The 18,255-nt window shown below is 68.3% G+C and carries 17 protein-coding genes; 16 read left to right on the top strand and 1 reads right to left on the bottom strand.

Annotation, left to right across the window (positions count from 1 at the left end):
• Positions 1–24 precede the first annotated feature (24 nt).
• The 11 genes from QE373_RS17370 to QE373_RS17320 all read left to right on the top strand — a co-directional run bounded on the left by QE373_RS17370 (position 25) and on the right by QE373_RS17320 (position 10,975).
• Positions 25–594, top strand: coding sequence for a sigma-70 family RNA polymerase sigma factor (locus QE373_RS17370; protein WP_309688955.1), 570 nt, complete (start codon positions 25–27; stop codon positions 592–594).
• Complete coding sequence (locus QE373_RS17365; protein ID WP_309688952.1) at positions 591–1,364, top strand: anti-sigma factor; 774 nt, start codon at positions 591–593, stop codon at positions 1,362–1,364. The genes QE373_RS17370 and QE373_RS17365 overlap by 4 nt, the downstream gene beginning before the upstream one ends.
• A gap of 88 nt (positions 1,365–1,452) precedes the next feature.
• On the top strand, positions 1,453–2,415 hold the full coding sequence (locus tag QE373_RS17360) for an acyl-CoA desaturase (protein WP_309688949.1): 963 nt from the start codon (positions 1,453–1,455) through the stop codon (positions 2,413–2,415).
• A 1-nt stretch (position 2,416) separates the two neighbouring features.
• Positions 2,417–3,697 carry an FAD-dependent oxidoreductase gene (locus QE373_RS17355; protein ID WP_309688945.1) on the top strand — a complete coding sequence of 427 codons (1,281 nt, stop codon included), beginning with the start codon at positions 2,417–2,419 and terminating at the stop codon, positions 3,695–3,697.
• Complete coding sequence (locus tag QE373_RS17350; protein WP_309688943.1) at positions 3,694–4,458, top strand: DUF1365 domain-containing protein; 765 nt, start codon at positions 3,694–3,696, stop codon at positions 4,456–4,458. The genes QE373_RS17355 and QE373_RS17350 overlap by 4 nt, the downstream gene beginning before the upstream one ends.
• The gene (locus QE373_RS17345; RefSeq protein ID WP_309688941.1) at positions 4,455–5,708 is read left to right on the top strand and encodes a cyclopropane-fatty-acyl-phospholipid synthase family protein; all 1,254 of its coding nucleotides are present in this window, start codon (positions 4,455–4,457) and stop codon (positions 5,706–5,708) included. The genes QE373_RS17350 and QE373_RS17345 overlap by 4 nt, the downstream gene beginning before the upstream one ends.
• 1 nt (position 5,709) lies before the next feature.
• Positions 5,710–6,261 carry a DUF2878 domain-containing protein gene (locus QE373_RS17340; protein WP_309688938.1) on the top strand — a complete coding sequence of 184 codons (552 nt, stop codon included), beginning with the start codon at positions 5,710–5,712 and terminating at the stop codon, positions 6,259–6,261.
• On the top strand, positions 6,258–7,052 hold the full coding sequence (locus tag QE373_RS17335) for a DUF1295 domain-containing protein (RefSeq protein ID WP_309688935.1): 795 nt from the start codon (positions 6,258–6,260) through the stop codon (positions 7,050–7,052). The genes QE373_RS17340 and QE373_RS17335 overlap by 4 nt, the downstream gene beginning before the upstream one ends.
• Complete coding sequence (locus QE373_RS17330; protein ID WP_057507567.1) at positions 7,049–8,122, top strand: cyclopropane-fatty-acyl-phospholipid synthase family protein; 1,074 nt, start codon at positions 7,049–7,051, stop codon at positions 8,120–8,122. Before QE373_RS17335 ends, QE373_RS17330 begins: the two co-directional genes overlap by 4 nt.
• An 11-nt stretch (positions 8,123–8,133) precedes the next feature.
• Complete coding sequence (locus QE373_RS17325; protein WP_309688931.1) at positions 8,134–8,667, top strand: lipocalin family protein; 534 nt, start codon at positions 8,134–8,136, stop codon at positions 8,665–8,667.
• A 418-nt stretch (positions 8,668–9,085) separates the two neighbouring features.
• Positions 9,086–10,975 (top strand): patatin-like phospholipase family protein, encoded by a 1,890-nt coding sequence (locus QE373_RS17320; protein ID WP_309688929.1) that lies wholly within the window; start codon positions 9,086–9,088, stop codon positions 10,973–10,975.
• Positions 10,976–11,113: 138 nt separating this feature from the next.
• Here the strand turns inward: QE373_RS17320 and QE373_RS17315 are convergent, their stop codons facing one another.
• Positions 11,114–12,481 carry a short-chain fatty acyl-CoA regulator family protein gene (locus QE373_RS17315; protein ID WP_057507565.1) on the bottom strand — a complete coding sequence of 456 codons (1,368 nt, stop codon included), beginning with the start codon at positions 12,479–12,481 and terminating at the stop codon, positions 11,114–11,116.
• A gap of 111 nt (positions 12,482–12,592) precedes the next feature.
• On the opposite strand from QE373_RS17315, the gene QE373_RS17310 reads away from it, so the two are divergent.
• The 5 genes from QE373_RS17310 to mmsB are packed head-to-tail and all read left to right on the top strand — an operon-like array spanning position 12,593 to position 18,140.
• The gene (locus tag QE373_RS17310) at positions 12,593–14,098 is read left to right on the top strand and encodes a CoA-acylating methylmalonate-semialdehyde dehydrogenase (protein ID WP_309688924.1); all 1,506 of its coding nucleotides are present in this window, start codon (positions 12,593–12,595) and stop codon (positions 14,096–14,098) included.
• A 16-nt stretch (positions 14,099–14,114) separates the two neighbouring features.
• A complete protein-coding gene (locus QE373_RS17305; protein ID WP_057507563.1) occupies positions 14,115–15,281 on the top strand; it encodes an acyl-CoA dehydrogenase family protein in 1,167 nt (388 codons plus the stop codon).
• Positions 15,278–16,075, top strand: a complete 798-nt coding sequence (locus QE373_RS17300; protein ID WP_309688913.1) for an enoyl-CoA hydratase — start codon at positions 15,278–15,280, stop codon at positions 16,073–16,075. Before QE373_RS17305 ends, QE373_RS17300 begins: the two co-directional genes overlap by 4 nt.
• The gene (locus tag QE373_RS17295; protein WP_309688911.1) at positions 16,072–17,253 is read left to right on the top strand and encodes an enoyl-CoA hydratase/isomerase family protein; all 1,182 of its coding nucleotides are present in this window, start codon (positions 16,072–16,074) and stop codon (positions 17,251–17,253) included. Before QE373_RS17300 ends, QE373_RS17295 begins: the two co-directional genes overlap by 4 nt.
• Positions 17,250–18,140 carry a 3-hydroxyisobutyrate dehydrogenase gene (gene mmsB, locus QE373_RS17290; RefSeq protein WP_057507560.1) on the top strand — a complete coding sequence of 297 codons (891 nt, stop codon included), beginning with the start codon at positions 17,250–17,252 and terminating at the stop codon, positions 18,138–18,140. The genes QE373_RS17295 and mmsB overlap by 4 nt, the downstream gene beginning before the upstream one ends.
• Positions 18,141–18,255 lie beyond the last annotated feature (115 nt).

Genomic DNA, 18,255 nt, shown 5'->3' with positions numbered 1-18,255 from the left:
CCCCTGTGCCACGCGGAGCCTGCAATGCCCCAGCCGGACGCCCCCGACGGTGCCGACGCGCGCCGACTCGACGCCCTGCTCGAACAGGTGGCGGCGCAGGATCGCGATGCCTTCGAAGCGCTGTACCAGCAGGCGGGGGGACGCCTGTTCGCGATCTGCCTGCGCCTGCTGCGTGACCGCGGCGAAGCCGAGGACGTGCTGCAGGAGGTGTTCGTGACCGTCTGGCACAAAGCCTCGCGCTTCGATCCCGGCAAGGCCTCGGCGATGACCTGGCTGTCCATGCTGGCGCGCAACCGGTCGATCGACCGCCTGCGCGCCGCGCCGCCGCGGGCGCTTGACGATGTGTCCATCGCCGATGAGCTGCCCGACGGCGACCTGCAGCCGGCCCAGCTGGCCGAACGCAACGACGAAGATGCGCGGCTGCAGGACTGCATGCAGGCGCTGGAACCGCGCCGGCGCAGCCTGATCCGCGCCGCCTTCCTTGACGGCGCCAGCCACGATGAACTGGCGCGCCGCCTTGCCACTCCGCTGGGTACGGTGAAAAGCTGGATCCGCCGTGGCCTGGCCCAGCTTCGGGTGTGCCTGGAACCATGAACATCCGCGACCTTCATCACGAAGACGGGCAGCCGCCGAGCGCCGACCAGCAGGCCGGTGAGTACGTGCTGGGCGTGCTGGATGCCGACCAGCGCCGGCAGGCCGAGCAGCGCATCAGTTCCGATGCGGGTTTCGCGCGGCTGGTGGACCAATGGGAACAACGGCTGGCGCCGCTGCTGGAAGAAGTGGGCAGCGCGCCGGTGCCGGCCCATGTGTGGCTGCGCGTGCGCCGTGAACTGGGCTGGGCGACCTTCGATGCCGCCCCGAACGCGCGTCCGTGGCAGCGCACCGGCTTCTGGCAGGGCGCCACCGCACTCGCCGCCGCGCTGGCGCTGGTCGCGGTGTTCACCCGCCCGGCACCGGATGCCCCGGTACCCACCCCGGTGGCCGTTACCCCGGCACCGACCCCGGCGGTCGAACCGGAACAGGCCACGCGCCCGGTCACTCCGCTGCTGCATGACGATGGCCGTGCCGGCTGGCTGGCGTCGGTCGATGCCACGCTGGGCAAGGTGCTGATGGTGCCGGTACCGTCCGCGCCGGATGCGCAGGGCCGCGCGCCGGAGCTGTGGGTGATCCCGGCCGGTGGCGCCCCGGTGTCGCTGGGCCTGGTCTCCAACGACCGCGCCCATACCGTGGACGTACCCGCGGCGCTGCGTTCGGCGCTGGTCAATGGGTCGGTACTGGCCATCACGCTGGAACCGTCGGCGGGTGCGCCGCACCCGGCGCCGACTGGCCCGGTGGTTGCCAAGGGAGACATCGCCAACCTGTAGCTGGCCGGAAAAATTTATTTTCCGGACGCTGCATCCACAGGCCCGCTGGCATCGTATCTCCTGACAGTAGATCCAGGAGGGATGCACGATGTCGGCCACACCCGCAGTACCGCCGCCCCGCCCGCGGCGCTGGTCCGCCCTGTTGCGCTGGTTCGATACCGCCGCCCGGGAGCCCAGCGCGGCCGACGCCGCCGAAGCCGATGGCAAGCGCATCGACTGGCTGCGCGCGCTGCCGTTCGTGGGCCTTCACCTGGCCTGCGTGGCGGTGATCTGGGTGGGCGTATCGTGGGTGGCGGTGGCCGTGGCCGCGTTGCTGTACGCGGTGCGCATGTTCGCCATCACCGGCTTCTACCACCGCTATTTCTCCCACCGCACCTTCCAGACCTCGCGTCCGGTGCAGTTCCTGTTCGCCGCCATCGGCGCCGCCAGCGTGCAGCGCGGGCCGCTGTGGTGGGCGGCGCACCATCGCAGCCACCATCGCCATGCCGACCAGCCGCTGGATCCGCATTCGCCGCGCGAACACGGGTTCTGGTGGAGCCACATGGGCTGGTTCCTGACCCGCGAAGGGTTCCGCACCGACTGGTCGCGCATTCCCGATCTGGCCCGCTTCCCGGAACTGCGCTGGCTGGACCGCTTCGACACGCTGGTGCCGGTCGCGCTGGCCGCGGCACTGTACGGGCTCGGCGCGCTGCTTGAGCAGGTGGCGCCCGCGCTGGGCACCAGCGGCCCGCAGATGCTGGTCTGGGGGTTCTTCATCTCCACCGTGGTGCTGTTCCATGCCACGGTCACCATCAATTCGCTGGCCCACCGCTTCGGCCGGCAGCGCTATGACACCGGCGATGACAGCCGCAACAACCTGTGGCTGGCGCTGCTCACCTTCGGCGAGGGCTGGCACAACAACCACCACTTCTTCCCCGGTACCGCGCGCCAGGGCTTCCGCTGGTGGGAAGTGGACATCACCTGGTACGGCCTGCGGCTGATGCAGTCGCTGCGGCTGGTGCACGGACTCAAGCCGGTGCCGGCCTGGGTGCTGGCCAAGGCAAAGGACTGACATGCGCATCGCCGTCATCGGATCGGGCATTGCCGGACTGGCCAGCGCGTGGTGGCTGGACCAACAGCACGAGGTCACCCTGTTCGAGGCCAACGATTACCTCGGTGGCCACACCCATACCCACGCGCTGCAGGTGGATGGCCGCGCGGTATCGGTGGACACCGGATTCATCGTGTTCAACCCGCAGCACTATCCGCTGCTCAGCGGACTGTTCGACGAGCTCGATGTCGCCTCGCAGCCGACCACCATGAGCTTCTCCGCGCACAGCGAACGCAGCGGGGTGGAGTACAACGCCACCTCGTTGAATGGCCTGTTCTGCCAGCGCCGCAACCTGCTCTCGCCACGCTTCTGGGGGATGCTGGCCGACCTGCGGCGTTTCTATCGCGAGGCCCCGCTCCTGCTGCAGGGCGACGAGGCCGGGCCGACCCTCGGCCAGTACCTGCACGACCACCATTACGGCGAGGCCTTCGTCGAAGAGCACCTGCTGCCGATGGCATCGGCCCTGTGGTCCTCGCCGGCCACCAGCGTGCGTGACTTCCCGGCGCGCTACCTGGTGCAGTTCATGGCCAACCACCAGATGCTGCAGCTCACCGGCCGTCCGCAATGGCGGGTGGTGCAGGGCGGCTCAGCGCGTTACGTGGACGCGCTGCGCCAGCGCTGGCAGGTGCGCGAGCGGCTGGAGTGCCCGGTGCTGGCAGTGGAACGGCTGGCCGATGGCGTGCTGGTGCACAGCGCGGCCGGCGCGGAGGGCTTCGACCACGTGGTGATGGCCTGCCATAGCGATCAGGCACTGGCCCTGCTGCAGGATCCGGATGTCGTGGAGCGCAGCGTGCTCGGCGCCATCCGCTACCAGCCCAACGAGGTCGTGCTGCATACCGATGCCGCCCTGCTGCCGCGCAACCGCGCGGCGTGGGCGGCGTGGAACGCGCACGTGCCGCGCGATCCAGCGCAGGCCTGCACGGTGACCTACTGCATGAACCTGCTGCAGGGCCTGGATACGCCGACCCCGCTGCTGGTGACGCTCAACCGCAGCGAGGCGATCGACCCGGCCAAGGTGCTGCGTCGCCTGCGCTACGCACACCCGGTGCACGACCACGCCATGGTCCGTGCGCAGCGGCGCTGGCACGAGGTGCAGGGACGCCGCCGTACCTGGTTTGCGGGCGCGTACTGGGGCTGGGGTTTCCACGAAGACGGCATCCGCAGTGCGCGCCGTGTGGTGGATGCACTGCATGCGGTGAGTGCCGAAACGCATTGGCCGCGTCACGAGGAAACCACCGCGTGAGCGCCAGCGCGATCTACCGCGGCGAGGTCGTGCACCGCAGGCACGTGCCGCATGCACACGCCTTCCGTTATCCGATCGCACAGCTGCTGCTGGACCTGGACGAGGTGGACAGCGTGTTCGACCGGCGCTGGCTGTGGTCGGTGGGCCGCCGCAACCTGGCCGAGTTCCGCCGCAGCGACTACCTGGGTGACCCCGACCAGCCGCTGGCCGATGCGGTGCGCGACCGTGCGCAGGCCGTGCTTGGGCACCGTCCATCGGGCCCGGTGCGCCTGCTCGCGCACCTGCGCCACGCCGGCCACGTGTTCAATCCGGTCAGCTTCTACTACTGCCACGCCGCCGATGACACGCTGGAGTGCATCGTCGCCGAGATCACCAACACACCGTGGAAGGAGCGCCATGCCTACGTGCTGGCGGTCGCCGATGCGGAAGCCCGTGGGCGCGCGCTGCGCTGGCGTTTCGACAAGCAGTTCCATGTTTCGCCCTTCATGCAGATGGACTGCGGTTACGACTGGCGCTTCACCGTGCCCGGTGACGACCTGCGTGTGCACATGCAGGTGTGGCGCGACGGCCAGCGCCAGTTCGATGCGACCCAGTCGATGCAGCGGCGTGCGCTGGACGGTCCCGGACTGGCGATGGTGCTGGCCCGGCATCCGCTGATGACGCTGCAGGTGGTCGGCGCGATCCATTGGCAGGCGCTGCGCCTGTGGCTGAAACGCAATCCGGTCCACGACCATCCTTCGCTTGCTGGAAAAAACCAATGAACGACATGAGCCACAGCGTGGCCCTGCCACGGCCCGGGCGCCTGGATGCCTTCCTTCGCCGCCAGCTGCTGGCCAAGCTGGGCGCGCTGCGCGACGGTCGCCTGCGGGTCCGCGATGCGCTGGGTGAAGTGGTGCTCGGCACGCAGGGCAGTGGCCCGCTGGTGACGGTGACCATCGATGACCCGGCGTTCTATCGCGCGGTGGCGACCCAGGGCAGCGTGGGCGCCGGCGAAAGCTACATCCACGGCCAGTGGCGCTGCGACGACCTGGTGGCGCTGGTGCAGCTGCTGGTGCGCAACCGCGAGCTGCTCGACGGCGTGGAGCGCGGCCCGGCGCGCATCGGGGGGTGGGCGCTGAAAGCCTGGGCGCAGCTGCGCCGCAATACCCGCGAAGGCAGCCGCCGCAACATCGCCGCGCACTACGATCTGGGTAATCCGTTCTTCTCGCTGTTCCTGTCCAACGACCTGATGTATTCCTCGGCGCTGTTCGAGGACGGCGATACGCTGGACGCCGCATCGCAGCGCAAGCTGGCGCGCATCTGCGAACAGCTGCAGCTCACGCCTGGCGACCACGTGCTGGAGATCGGTACCGGCTGGGGCGGCTTTGCGATGTACGCGGCGCGCCACATCGGCTGCCGCGTCACCACCACCACGATATCGGTGGAGCAGCACGCGCTGGCCAGCCAGCGCATCGAAGCGGCCGGACTGCACGACCGGGTGACCCTGCTGCTGAAGGACTACCGCGACCTGGATGGCCAGTACGACAAGCTGGTGTCCATCGAGATGATCGAGGCGATCGGCGCGCAGTACCTGCAGACCTATTTCGCCACCCTGACCCGCCTGCTGAAGCCGGAAGGATTGGCCTTGCTGCAGGCGATCACCATCGAAGACGAGCGCTACGAGCAGGCGCGGCGCAGCGTGGATTACATCAAGCGCTTCGTGTTCCCCGGCAGTTTCATTCCCTCGCTGAATGCCATGCTGGCGGCCAAGACCCGCAGCAGCGACCTGCAGCTGATCGGCCAGATGGACTTCGGACAGTCCTACGCACTGACCCTGCGCGCCTGGCGCGAGCGCTTCCTCGCCCAGCTGCCGGCGGTGCGCGCGCAGGGCTTCGATGAGGATTTCATCCGCATGTGGGAGTTCTACCTCGCGTACTGCGAAGGCGGCTTCCTGGAGCGCTCGATTGGTGTGTCACAGCTGTTGCTGGCGCGGCCGGGCTACCGTCCCCCGCCGCTGGCCGGAGCGCACTGAGATGCACTTCTGGGGCAACCTGATCGGCAACCAGCTGGTGTGGTTCTGCGCCGTGGCCGGTGCCGGACGCGGTCTGTACTGGCCGGCGCTGGTGGCCGCGGCCGCCTATGTGCTGAGCCAGCTGCTGCTGTCCCCGCACCCGGCGGTGGAGCTGAAGCTGATCGCGCTGGCGATCGGTTGCGGGCTGGTGGTGGACGGCGTGGCCGGTGCTTCCGGGCTGGTGGTGTATGCCGCAGGCAACGCCGAACGCGGGCTGGCGCCGGTCTGGATCCTTGCCTTGTGGGCATCGTTCGCGATGACCCTGACGGTCTCTTTCGCTGCCCTGCAGCGCCGGTGGCTGCTGGCCGTTCTGGTCGGCCTGCTGCTGGCCCCCCTGGCCTATGTCTCGGCCGCGCGGGGATTTTCTTCGCTGACTTTCGCCACGCCGGCCTGGCAGGGCATCGCCGTGCTGGGTATCGGCTGGGCGCTCGCGCTGCCGCTGTTGGCCACCTGCGCGCGGCGCTGGCAGCCGGCACGCCGCGGTGACCCCGTGGGAACAGGAGAAACACGATGAAGCTGTTGTGGTGGGTGTGGCTGTATGCCGCCGTGGTGATGAGCTGGGGCTGGTGGTGGCAACGCCGGCACCAGAACATCGGCGTGGTGGACGTGCTGTGGGCCAAGAGCGTGGCCGCCGCCGCGCTGCTGCTGGCGCTGCTGGGGGAGGGCGCGCTGCTGCCGCGGCTGGCGCTGGGCGTGCTGGGCGGGCTGTGGGGAGCCCGCCTGGCACTCCACCTTTGGCGGCGCGTGCGCAGCGAAGACGAGGACGGTCGCTACCGTTACCTGCGCGATCACTGGCACGGCCACCAGGGCAAGATCTTCGGCTTCTTCCAGGCCCAGGCGCTGCTGGTGGTGCTGTTCGCCCTGCCGTTCATCGCGGTGGCGCAGAACCCGCGCGGGCACGGTATCGGCTGGGTGCTGGCCGCGGTGGCGATGTGGCTGCTGAGCGTGGGCGGGGAGAGCCTGGCCGACCGCCAGCTCGCCCGCTTCCGCGCCGATCCGGCGAACAAGGGCCGCACCTGCCGCGCGGGGCTGTGGCGCTATTCCCGGCATCCCAACTACTTCTTCGAATGGCTGCACTGGTTCACCTATGTGCTGCTGGCCGTGGGTTCCCCGCTGTGGTGGCTGGCCTGCGCCGGCCCGGTGGTGATGTATGTGTTCCTGCGCTGGCTGAGCGGCGTGCCGTTCACCGAGAAACAGGCGCTGCGCAGCCGTGGCGAGGACTACCGCCAGTACCAGCGCAGCACGTCGATGATCTTTCCCTGGTTCCCCAGTGAACCCACCCCTTCCAAGGAGCCGCGCCGATGAGCACCCAGATCCAGTCCCTGCCGCTGCCAGACCCTGCCGCAGGACTGACCGGCCTGGCCGAACGCGGGCTGCTGCCCGATGTGCTGCTGCGCTATGGCATCCGCCGGCAGTGCGCGCAGCGCCTGCGCGAGGAGTTCGAGGGCGGCACCGAGGCCCAGGCACTGCGCTTTTCCGAGCGCATCGCCGAACTGGCGGGCAGTCCGTTGGCCCTGCACGTGGATGCGGCCAACCGCCAGCACTATGAAGTGCCGGCGGCGTTCTTCGAAGCGTGCCTGGGCAAGCGGCTGAAATACAGCAGCTGCTACTACCGCACCGGCACCGAGACCCTGGACCAGGCCGAAGAAGCGATGCTGGAGCTGTACGCCGAGCGCGCCGGCCTGGCCGACGGCCAGGACATCCTGGAACTGGGGTGCGGCTGGGGATCGTTGACCTTGTGGATGGCCGAGCGTTATCCGCAGGCGCGCATCACCGCGGTGTCGAACTCGCACGGGCAACGTGCGCACATCGAGGCGCAATGCCAGGCGCGTGGACTGCGCAACGTGCAGGTGCTGACCCGCGACGTCAACCACCTGGAGCTGCCCGCGCGCTCCTTCGACCGCGCGGTGTCCATCGAGATGTTCGAACACATGCGCAACTACGACCGGCTGCTGGGCCGCATCGCCGGTTGGCTGCGTAGCGATGGGGCGTTGTTCGTGCATATCTTCGTGCATCGCACGGCGATGTATCCCTTTGAAACCGAGGGCGAGGACAACTGGATGGGGCGGCACTTCTTCACCGGTGGCCTGATGCCGGCAGCGGACACGCTGCTGCACTTCCAGCACGACCTGCTGCTGCAGCAGCGCTGGTTGCTGGATGGCACGCACTACCAGCGCACCGCCAACCACTGGCTGCAGAACCAGGACAGCCAGCGCGACGCGCTGATGCCGGTGCTGCGCCAGACCTACGGCGATGCCGCCGCTGCGTTGTGGTTCCAGCGCTGGCGGATGTTCTGGATGGCCTGCGCCGAACTGTTCGGTTATGAGAAGGGCCAGCAGTGGCTGGTGGCCCACTACCTGTTCCGTCCCCGTTGAAGGAGAACACCATGCGTCTGTCCCGCCTGCTTCCCGTGATCGCGATGGCGTTGTCGGCCAGCGCCTGTTCGTCCAGTCCGGAACGTCCCTTGCCGCGCGCGACCGCGGTGGACGTGCCGCGCTTCATGGGTGACTGGTATGTCATCGCCCAGATTCCCACCTTCATCGAACGCAAGGCGTTTGATTCGGTGGAACGCTATGCACTGCGACCCGACGGGCGCATCCAGACCACCTTCACCTACCGCAAGGGCAGCTTCGATGGGAAGCTGAAGACGATGCATCCGGTGGGTCGGGTGGAGAAGGAAGGCAACGGCGCGGTGTGGGGCATGCAGTTCATCTGGCCGATCCAGGCCGAGTACGTGATTTCCTGGCTGGATGAGGACTACCAGCAGACCATCGTGGCGCGCAGCAAGCGCGACTACGTGTGGTACATGGCGCGGACGCCGCAGGTCAGCGAGGCCGATTACCAGCAGGCCATCGAGAAGATCGCCGCGATGGGTTATGACACCAGCAAGATCCGCAAGGTCCCGCAGTCAGAGCGGTAGTGCCGTTGGCAACGGCGTGACGACCAACGCAGGCTGTGTAACAAGTCCGGGCCCGGTCGAGCTACGCGAGATCTGGACCTCCGGCAGACATGCAACTATGCAGATCTCGCGTAGCAGGGCGAAAAATGGCGACAATTTCGCCATCGGCCGACAAGGTCGGACTTGTTACACAGCCTGCAACGGTCGTCACCCACCGGGGGCCAGGGCACGCGCAAGACGGCCAGCGGCCGTCACTACCAGGGGCCAGGGCACGCGCAAGACGGCCAGCGGCCGTCACTACCAAGGGCCAGGACACGGGCGTGACGGCCAGCGGCCGTCACTACCGGGGCAGACGTTGCTTTCGAAATGCGTCAGCGATCTCATGCGGTGAGAGGCCTGCTTGCCATAATCAGGGTCGAATCCAGCGGAGGGTCGGCCCGTGGCAGCCAAGTACTGCGATCTGGTCATGAAGGGCGGAATCACCAGCGGCATCGTGTATCCCAACGCGGTGCTGGCGCTGGCCAGGGACTACCGCTTCAAGAGCATCGGCGGTACCTCGGCCGGCGCCATCGCAGCCGCCGTGGCGGCGGCGGCCGCCCTCGGTGATCGCCGTCGCCAGGCAGGCGAGACAGTGGGGCCGCAGGCCGGCTTCGAGGGACTGGCCGGCGTATCGGCCCAGCTGTCCACGCGTGGCTTCATCTACGGTTTGTTCCAGCCCGCTCGGGGCGCGCGCGCGGCCTACCGGCTGCTGGTGGTGCTGGCCAGCCATGCGGGGTGGCCACGCAAACTGCTGTGCCTGCTGACGGCGGTGTTCACCATCGCGCCGCTGGAAGTGCTGCTTTCGCTGGTCGTGCTGCTGGGCATCGGCTACGGCGCCGGCGGGGTGGCGGGCATGCTGGCGACCCTGTTGCCTTCGCTGCTGTGCGCCTACGGTGCCGGCGTGGCCGGCGCGCTGCTGCGGGTGGCACGGGTGGCGCGTGGCAACCTGCTGGGGCTGTGCAGTGGCCGCAGCGATGATCCGCAACGCCCCGCACTGACCGACTGGCTGCACGAGGCCCTGCAGCGTTTGTCGGGCAAGCCGGACGATGCACCGCTGACCTTCGCCGACCTGCACGGCGCCCCACGCTATGCGGACGAACCGCAGGATGGCCGGGCGATCACCCTGCAGATGATCAGTACCTGCGTGTCGCACAACGAGCCGCGCACCCTGCCGTTTTCCGAAGCACGCTTCTGGTTCCTGCGCGAAGAGTTCGACCGCCTGTTCCCGCGCAGCGTGGTGGACGGGCTGGTGGCCGATGCCGGCGCCCCGGAGCAGGTCGACGGCCGGCTCTACTATCGATTGCCGCCGGAAGGCCAGCTGCCGGTGCTGGTCGCCACGCGGATGAGCCTCAGCTTTCCGCTGCTGATCAGCGCGGTGCCGCTGCATGAGCCGGCGCGCCACCATGCGGGGGTGCAGGGCAACCGTGCCGAACCGGGACGGGGCGGCAGGAACGTGGCCGACAGCATGGAGGGCCTGGCCAGCGGTGGGCAGCAGGGCGCGGCGGCGACAGGCTCGTCGATCGCCGGCTACCGCCGGTGCTGGTTCTCCGACGGCGGCATCAGCAGCAACTTCCCGATCCATCTTTTCGACGCCGCGCTGCCGCGCTGGCCAACCTTCGCCATCAACCTGGTGTACCCCGGTGATGCCCGGGAAATGTCTGACGCAGCCGATGCGCAGCAGGCGCTGGAACGCGCGGTGGTGCTGCCAACCGGCAACCGCGAACGCTGGCAGCGCGGTTACCGCGACATCGCTTCGCCGATGGCCGCCACCGAGCTGGTCCGTTTCCTGTTCGCGATCGTCGCCACCATGCAGAACTGGCGCGACCTGCTGCAGGCCCGCGCGCCCGGCTACCGCGACCGCATCGTGCATGTCGCCCTGGAAGGCGACGAGGGCGGCATGAACCTGGACATGCCGCAGGAGGTGCTCGGTCGCATCGCGCAGAAGGGCACGCTGGCCGGTGAACGCTTCTGCCGCTTCTCGTTCGAAAACCACTACTGGATACGCTGGCGCAATGCCGCTTCGGCCTACCAGCGCTACACGCTGGAAGTGTCGCGTACCGATGACGCGGGCCAGCAGGTGGTGGCCTACCGGACCGCCTATGCCAGCGTGGCGGCGGGGCAACCGGCACCGCCGTCGTATCCGCTGGGATCGCAGGAAAAGCGTCGCCAATCCCAGGCGCTGTACGCGCTGATGGTGGAGCAGGGCGCCAGCTGGGACGACTGTGGCCCGGACCTCACCGACGGTGCCCCGCGCCCGCTGCCGCAGATGAAGGTGACCCCGATCTACTAGGTAGTGACGGCCGCTGGCCGCCATTCCCGTTGGACGGCCAACGGCCGTCACTACCGGTCGCGTCATTCCCGTCGGGACGGGGTCAGATTCCAGGGGGGCGGCTAGCGGCCGTCCCTGCCGCGCAATGGCCGGGCACGCTCAGCGCCCCGGCAACTGCACGAACGCGCGCTGCATGCAGTCTTCGCGCGGGCAGACACGGCAGCCGGGGCCGATCGACACCGAATTGCCCGGGCTCTGGATATCCAGCCCCCGCGTGTACACCAGCCGCTCGGCGTGCTGCAGGTCGCAGCCCAGCGCCACGGCGAAGGTCTTGCGCGGCTGGCCGTGGCCGACCGGCCCGCTGCTGACCTGCCGTGCCAGCCAGAAATGGCGTCGCCCATCGGGCATGCGCGCGGTCTGGGTGAGGATGCGCCCGGGCTGGTTGAACGCCTCGTACACTATCCACAGCGGACACGAACCGCCGACCTGCGAGAAGTGGAAATCGGTGGCCGAATGCCGCTTGGACACATTGCCGGCGCGGTCCACGCGGATGAAGAAAAACGGCAGGCCCGGTGCACTGCGCCGCGCCAGCGTACTCAAGCGGTGGCAGACCGCTTCGAAGCCCACGCCGAACTGATGGGCCAGCAGTTCGATGTCATAGCCACTGGACTCGGCCGCACGCAGGAATGGGCCGTACGGCATCACCAGCGCGCCGGCGAAGTAGTTGGACAGGCCGATGCGTGCCTGCGCGATGCGCTCGTCATCGCGGAAACCGGCCCGTTCGATCACCGCATCCACCTGTTCGGCATGGCCGCGCAACGCCAGTTCGGCCGCCATCTGGAACGCCTGCTGGCCCGGCTCCAGGTAGTCCGGCAGCCACAGCGTGCGTGCCTGGCTGTCCATCACGCGTTTCTCCCGGCCTGCCTGCAGCGGCGCGACTTCGACCATCACCCCGTGGCGGTCGGCCAGCAGCTGGCGCAGCCGCGGCGCCATGTGGCCGACGGTCAGGCCCCACTCGGCGAACAGGCGCTCGGCCAACGCATCCAGTTCCGGGATGTGGTTGTGCATGCGGTTGAAGAAATCGCGCACCTGGTCGCCGGCCGGCAGGCTCATCCCGGCGCCGGGCTCACCCAGCTGGAACTCCAGCGCGGCGGCGTGTTCGCGCAGCACCAGATGGCGCCGGTGCAGGTCCAGCAAGGCCTGGCTGACCTGCGGCAGGTTGCCCGCCAGCGCCCGCAGTTCGTTGGCGCTGACATCGGCCAGGCCGAGGTCGCGCAGGGTCTGGCCCAGTGCCTCCTGCAGCGCGGCCGGGCCGCCGGCGTCGAACAGGTCGCCCAGTTCACCCAGCACCGCGCGCAGGCGCTGCTGCACCGCCGGGGTCAACGGCCGCTTGTTGCGCTCGATCTGGTTCAGGTAGCTGGCCGAGACGCCGAGCTGCTGGGCCAGCTGCGCCTGGGTATAGCCGCGCTGCTCGCGCAACTTGGCCAGGCGAAGGCCGAGCTGGCGTTGGGGGGTCTCGGTATTCACAGGATTAACAACTATCGTCGGTCCGGTTTGCCAGATTAAGCGCAGACAGGCCGGAAATCGAGCGGGCGCCTGTGAATAATGCCAAGCATCCCTGAGACCCACGGTACCGCCATGACTGTTGCAGCGCCCCGTATCCGCCTGTTGATCGATGGCCAGTTCATCGAATCGTCCACCGCCCACTGGCAGGACGTGGTCAACCCGGCCACCCAGGACGTGCTGGCCCAGGTGCCCTTCGCCACCACCAGCGAAGTGGATGACGCGGTAGCCGCGGCCAAGGAAGCCTTCAAGACCTGGCGCAAGACGCCGATCGGCACCCGCGCGCGCATCTTCCTGAAGTACCAGCAGCTGATCCGCGAGAACATGAGCGAGCTGGCGCACACCCTCAGCGCCGAGCAGGGCAAGACCGTGCCGGATGCCGAAGGCGATGTGTTCCGCGGCCTGGAAGTGGTCGAACACGCAGCTGCCATCGGCAACCTGCAGCTGGGCGAGCTGGCCAACAACGTGGCCAACGGCGTGGACACCTACACCCTGATGCAGCCGCTGGGCGTGTGCGCGGGCATCACCCCGTTCAACTTCCCGGCGATGATCCCGCTGTGGATGTTCCCGATGGCCATCGCCACCGGCAACACCTTCGTGCTCAAGCCGTCCGAACAGGACCCGATGGTCACCATGCGGCTGGTCGAACTGGCGCTGGAAGCGGGCATTCCGAAGGGCGTGCTGAACGTCGTGCACGGTGGCGAAGAAGTGGTCAACGCGATCTGCGACCATCCGGACATCAAGGCGGTTTCGTTCGTGGGTTCCACCCGCGTCGGCACCCACGTGTACAACCGCGCCTCGCTGGCCGGCAAGCGCGTGCAGTGCATGATGGGCGCCAAGAACCATGCCGTGGTGCTGCCGGACGCCAACAAGGAACAGACCCTCAACGCGATGGTCGGTGCTGCCTTTGGTGCCGCGGGCCAGCGCTGCATGGCGGCCTCCACCCTGGTGCTGGTCGGCGAAGCACGTTCGTGGGTGCCGGAGCTGGTGGCCAAGGCGAAGACGCTGAAGGTCAGCGCCGGCTCGGTTGCCGGTACCGACGTCGGCCCGGTCATTTCCTGCAGCGCCCGCGAGCGCGTGGAAGGGCTGATCGCCTCCGGCCTGGAACAGGGCGCAACGCTGGACCTGGACGGCCGCAATCCGCAGGTGGACGGCTTCGAGAAGGGCAACTTCGTCGGTCCGACGATCTTCTCCGGCGTCACCACCGACATGCGCATCTACCAGGAAGAAATCTTCGGGCCGGTGCTGGTGATCCTGGAAGCGGAAACGCTGGAAGACGCCATCGCGCTGGTCAACAGCAACCCCAACGGCAACGGCACGGCGGTGTTCACCCAGTCCGGCGCGGCCGCGCGCAAGTTCCAGGAAGACATCGACGTCGGCCAGGTCGGCATCAACGTGCCGATCCCGGTGCCGGTGCCGCTGTTCTCCTTCACCGGTTCGCGGGCGTCCAAGCTGGGTGACCTGGGCCCGTACGGCAAGCAGGTGGTCATGTTCTACACCCAGACCAAGACCATCACCGCGCGCTGGTTCGACGACGAGACGCTCGGCCACGGCGTCAACACCACCATCAGCCTCAAGTAACAACGGAGTTCCAGCCATGAGTAACTCGATGACGACGGAACTCGAAGAAGCGCAGCAGGCCTATCGTGAGGCAGCGCGTGACTTCGCCCAGGCGGAATTGGCGCCACACGCGGCGCGGTGGGATGCGGAGGGCATCTTTCCGCGCGAGGCGATCGCCAAGGCAGGGGAACTCGGGTTCTGTGGCCTGTACATGGATCCCGAGGTCGGTGGCAGCGGCTTGAGCCGACTGGACGCCGCCGTCGTCATCGAGGAACTCGCCAACGTGGATCCGTCCACCGCAGCGTATGTGAGCATCCACAACATGGCCTCGTGGATGGTGTCCACGTGGGGCCAGCAGGCGCTGCGCGCAGCCTGGGGTGCGGACCTGGCGGCCGGCATCAGGCTGGCCTCCTACTGCCTGACCGAACCCGGCGCCGGCTCCGATGCGGCGTCGCTGAAGACCACGGCGGTGCGCGATGGCGATGACTACGTGCTCAACGGTTCCAAGGCCTTCATCTCCGGCGCCGGTGCCACCGAACTGCTGGTGGTGATGGCGCGCACCGGCGGTGCCGGCGCCGGTGGCATCAGCGCGATCGCCGTGCCGGCCGATCTGCCGGGCATCAGCTACGGTCGCAAGGAAGAGAAGATGGGCTGGAACAGCCAGCCGACCCGGGGCATCACCTTCGAGAACGTGCGGGTGCCGGTGGGCAACCTGCTGGGCGAAGAGGGCGGCGGCTTCAAGCTGGCCATGAAGGGCCTGGATGGCGGCCGCATCAACATCGCCGCCTGCTCGCTGGGCGCGGCGCAGGGCGCGCTGGATGCTGCACGCCGTTACATGGGCGAACGCCGCCAGTTCGGCAAGGCGCTGGCCGAATTCCAGGCGCTGCAGTTCAAGCTGGCCGACATGGCCATCGAACTGGTGGCGGCCCGCCAGATGGTGCATACCGCCGCACGCAAGCTCGACGCCGGTGCCAGCGATGCCAATGTGTGGTGCGCGATGGCCAAGCGCTTCGCCACCGATGCCGGCTTCACCATCTGCAACGAAGCGCTGCAGATCCACGGCGGCTACGGTTACATCCGCGAGTACCCGATCGAGCGCCTGCTGCGCGACAGCCGCGTGCACCAGATCCTGGAAGGTACCAACGAAATCATGCGGGTGATTGTTGCCCGCCACCTGCTCAACACCGAAGAGGAACTGCGATGAACGATTGGCGCACCCACGATCATGTCGGCCTGAAGGTCGAGGCCGATGGCCACGTCGCGGTCATCACCCTGCACAACCCGCCGGCGCATACCTGGACCGTGCACAGCCTGGCGGCGCTGCGCGACTTGGTCGCCGCGTTGAACGCGGACCGTTCCATCTATGCGCTGGTGATCAGTGGCGATGGCGAGAAGTTCTTCTCCGCCGGCGCCGATCTCAACCAGTTCGCGTCGGGTGACAAGGGTGCTGCGCGTGAAGCCGCGCGTCGTTTCGGCGAAGCCTTCGAGGCGCTGTCCGGCTTCCGTGGCGTGTCCATCGCCGCGATCAACGGTTATGCGATGGGCGGCGGGCTGGAATGCGCGCTGGCGTGTGACCTGCGCATCATCGAAGAACATGCCCAGGTGGCGCTGCCGGAGGCCACCGTCGGCCTGCTGCCGTGCGCCGGTGGCACCCAGAACCTGCCACGCCTGGTCGGCGAGGGCTGGGCCAAGCGGATGATCCTGCTCGGTGAGCGGATCGACGCCGACACCGCCGTGCGCATCGGCCTGGCCGAGCAGAAGGCCGGCAAGGGTGAAGCCAAGGCACTGGCACTGGAATGGGCGAAGAAGGCCGGCAAGCAGAGCCCGACCAGCATCGCCGCCTGCAAGACCCTGGTGCAGTCCACCCGCACCGGCACCCATGCCGCCGCGCTGGTCGCAGAGCGCGAGGCCTTCGTCGACCTGTTCGACAGCGCCGACCAGGTCGAGGGCGTGAGCGCCTTCCTGGAAAAGCGCAGCGCGCAGTGGAAGAACGCATGACCCGGGAAACCGACATCGTGGTCGATGAGGCACCGGTGCTGTTCGAAGAGCGCGTGGCGGCCAATGGCATGCGCATCGGCGTGGCCACGCTCAACGCGCCACGCACCTTGAACGGCTTTTCGCTGCCGATGGCGCACCTGCTGCTGGAGCGGCTGCAGGCCTGGGCCGACGACGGGCAGATCGCGATGGTGGTGCTGCAGGGCGCCGGAGAGAAGGCGTTCTGCGCCGGCGGCGACCTGCACAGCCTGTACCAGAGCATGCTGGCGTACCGCGCGGCAGGCCATGCGGATGTCCGAGCGAATGCGTATGCCGCAGAGTTCTTCGATGTCGAATACCGCGTGGATTTCCTGATCCACACCTATCCCAAGCCGATCCTGTGCTGGGGCCACGGTATCGTCATGGGCGGTGGCATCGGCCTGATGTCCGGCGCCAGCCACCGCGTGGTCAGCGAACGGTCCAAGCTGGCGTTCCCGGAGATCACCGTCGGCCTGTTCCCGGACGTGGGCGGCAGCTGGCTGCTGCAGCGCGTGCCGGGCAAGGCGGGCCTGTTCCTGGCGCTGACCGGCGCGCTGCTTGGCCCGGGTGATGCGATCCATGCCGACCTGGCCGACCTGCACATCGCCGAAGCACAGCGCGCTGAAGTCTTCGACGCGTTGCTGCAGGCGGATTGGAGCAGCGACCACGAGGCCAACCACGGCCGCCTGGACACCCTCCTGCAGTCCTTCGCCAGCGACGCACCCGCCGGGCCCCTGCAGTCCCATGCGGGATTGCTGGACACGCTGTGCGCCGGCGATGAACTGCCCGCGATCATCGAACGCATCGGTGCCCTGCAGACCGAGGATGCGTGGCTGCAGAACGCGCAGAAGACGCTTGTCGCCGGTGCACCCGGTTCGGCGCGGCTGGCGTTCGAACTGCAGCGCCGCGCTGCCGGCGCGGACCTGGCCACGGTGTACCGGCTGGAGTACGTGACGGCCCTGCACTGCGCCGCGCACGGTGACTTCGCCGAAGGCATCCGCGCGCTGCTGGTCGACAAGGACCGTACCCCGCACTGGAACCCGGCCACGCTGGCTAATGCCAGCGCGGCGTGGGCCGAAGACTTCTTCATTTCCCCGTGGCCGGCCGACCAGCACCCGCTGGCCGACCTTGGCGCCACCGCTACTGAAAGGACCGTCGCATGAGTCGCATTGCATTCATCGGGCTGGGCAACATGGGCGGTCCGATGGCCGCCAACCTGGCCAAAGCGGGCCACGCCGTGCGCGTGTTCGACCTGGTGCCGGCCGCCGTGCAGGCCGCCGTCGACGCAGGCGCCACCGCGGCCAGCTCCGCGCTGGACACGCTGGCCGATGCCGAAGTGGTGATCTCGATGCTGCCGGCCAGCCGCCACGTCGAAGGCGTGTACCTGGGCGATGACGGGCTGCTGGCCGACATCCCGGGCGGTGCGCTGGTGATCGACTGCAGCACCATCGCCCCGGCCACCGCGCGCAAGGTCGCCGAAGCCGCCGCGGCGCGTGGCCTGCAGATGCTGGACGCCCCGGTTTCCGGCGGTACCGCCGGCGCCACCGCCGGCACGCTGACCTTCATCGTCGGCGGCGAAGAGGACGCGCTGGAACGCGCGCGCCCCTACCTGCAGGCGATGGGCAGGAACATCTTCCACGTGGGCGCCAGCGGCGCCGGCCAGGTCGCCAAGCTGTGCAACAACATGGCGTTGGGCGTGATCATGGCGGTCACCGGTGAATCCATCGCGCTGGGCGTGGCACACGGGCTGGACCCGAAGGTGCTGTCGCAGATGATGGCGGTCAGCACCGGCCGCAGCTGGGCGACCGAAGTATGCAATCCGTGGCCGGGGGTACTGGAAAACGCACCCGCCTCGCGCGGCTACAGCGGCGGCTTCGGCAGCGACCTGATGCTCAAGGACATGGGCCTTGCGGTGGAAGCGGCGATGAGCGTGGGCGCCTCCATCCCGCTGGGTGAGCTGGCGCGCAACCTGTATTCGATGAACCACCAGGCCGGCCGCGGCAAGCTGGATTTCTCCAGCGTGGTGCAGTTGGTGAGCAACGAAAAATAGCGCACGGCCAGCGCATGCTGGCGGGCAGGATGGGGTGGGTGGTGACCTGCGGTCGCTACGCCACCGACAGCGGTGGGATGGGCGGATGCACGGTCATGACCGGCACCCGCCCATT

This window comes from Stenotrophomonas sp. SORGH_AS_0321 (assembly GCF_031453215.1).
Taxonomy (GTDB): domain Bacteria; phylum Pseudomonadota; class Gammaproteobacteria; order Xanthomonadales; family Xanthomonadaceae; genus Stenotrophomonas; species Stenotrophomonas chelatiphaga.
This window is presented reverse-complemented; position numbering and strand designations above follow the sequence as displayed.

Excerpts from the sequence above, each read along its gene's own strand:
- QE373_RS17360 (WP_309688949.1), top strand. The coding sequence starts at position 1,453 with ATGTCGGCCACACCCGCAGTACCGCCGCCCCGCCCGCGGCGCTGGTCC.
- QE373_RS17370 (WP_309688955.1), top strand. The coding sequence starts at position 25 with ATGCCCCAGCCGGACGCCCCCGACGGTGCCGACGCGCGCCGACTCGAC.
- QE373_RS17335 (WP_309688935.1), top strand. The coding sequence starts at position 6,258 with ATGAAGCTGTTGTGGTGGGTGTGGCTGTATGCCGCCGTGGTGATGAGC.
- QE373_RS17300 (WP_309688913.1), top strand. The coding sequence starts at position 15,278 with ATGAACGATTGGCGCACCCACGATCATGTCGGCCTGAAGGTCGAGGCC.
- QE373_RS17325 (WP_309688931.1), top strand. The coding sequence starts at position 8,134 with ATGCGTCTGTCCCGCCTGCTTCCCGTGATCGCGATGGCGTTGTCGGCC.
- QE373_RS17340 (WP_309688938.1), top strand. The coding sequence starts at position 5,710 with ATGCACTTCTGGGGCAACCTGATCGGCAACCAGCTGGTGTGGTTCTGC.
- QE373_RS17310 (WP_309688924.1), top strand. The coding sequence starts at position 12,593 with ATGACTGTTGCAGCGCCCCGTATCCGCCTGTTGATCGATGGCCAGTTC.
- mmsB (WP_057507560.1), top strand. The coding sequence starts at position 17,250 with ATGAGTCGCATTGCATTCATCGGGCTGGGCAACATGGGCGGTCCGATG.
- QE373_RS17365 (WP_309688952.1), top strand. The coding sequence starts at position 591 with ATGAACATCCGCGACCTTCATCACGAAGACGGGCAGCCGCCGAGCGCC.
- QE373_RS17355 (WP_309688945.1), top strand. The coding sequence starts at position 2,417 with ATGCGCATCGCCGTCATCGGATCGGGCATTGCCGGACTGGCCAGCGCG.
- QE373_RS17305 (WP_057507563.1), top strand. The coding sequence starts at position 14,115 with ATGAGTAACTCGATGACGACGGAACTCGAAGAAGCGCAGCAGGCCTAT.
- QE373_RS17330 (WP_057507567.1), top strand. The coding sequence starts at position 7,049 with ATGAGCACCCAGATCCAGTCCCTGCCGCTGCCAGACCCTGCCGCAGGA.
- QE373_RS17295 (WP_309688911.1), top strand. The coding sequence starts at position 16,072 with ATGACCCGGGAAACCGACATCGTGGTCGATGAGGCACCGGTGCTGTTC.
- QE373_RS17345 (WP_309688941.1), top strand. The coding sequence starts at position 4,455 with ATGAACGACATGAGCCACAGCGTGGCCCTGCCACGGCCCGGGCGCCTG.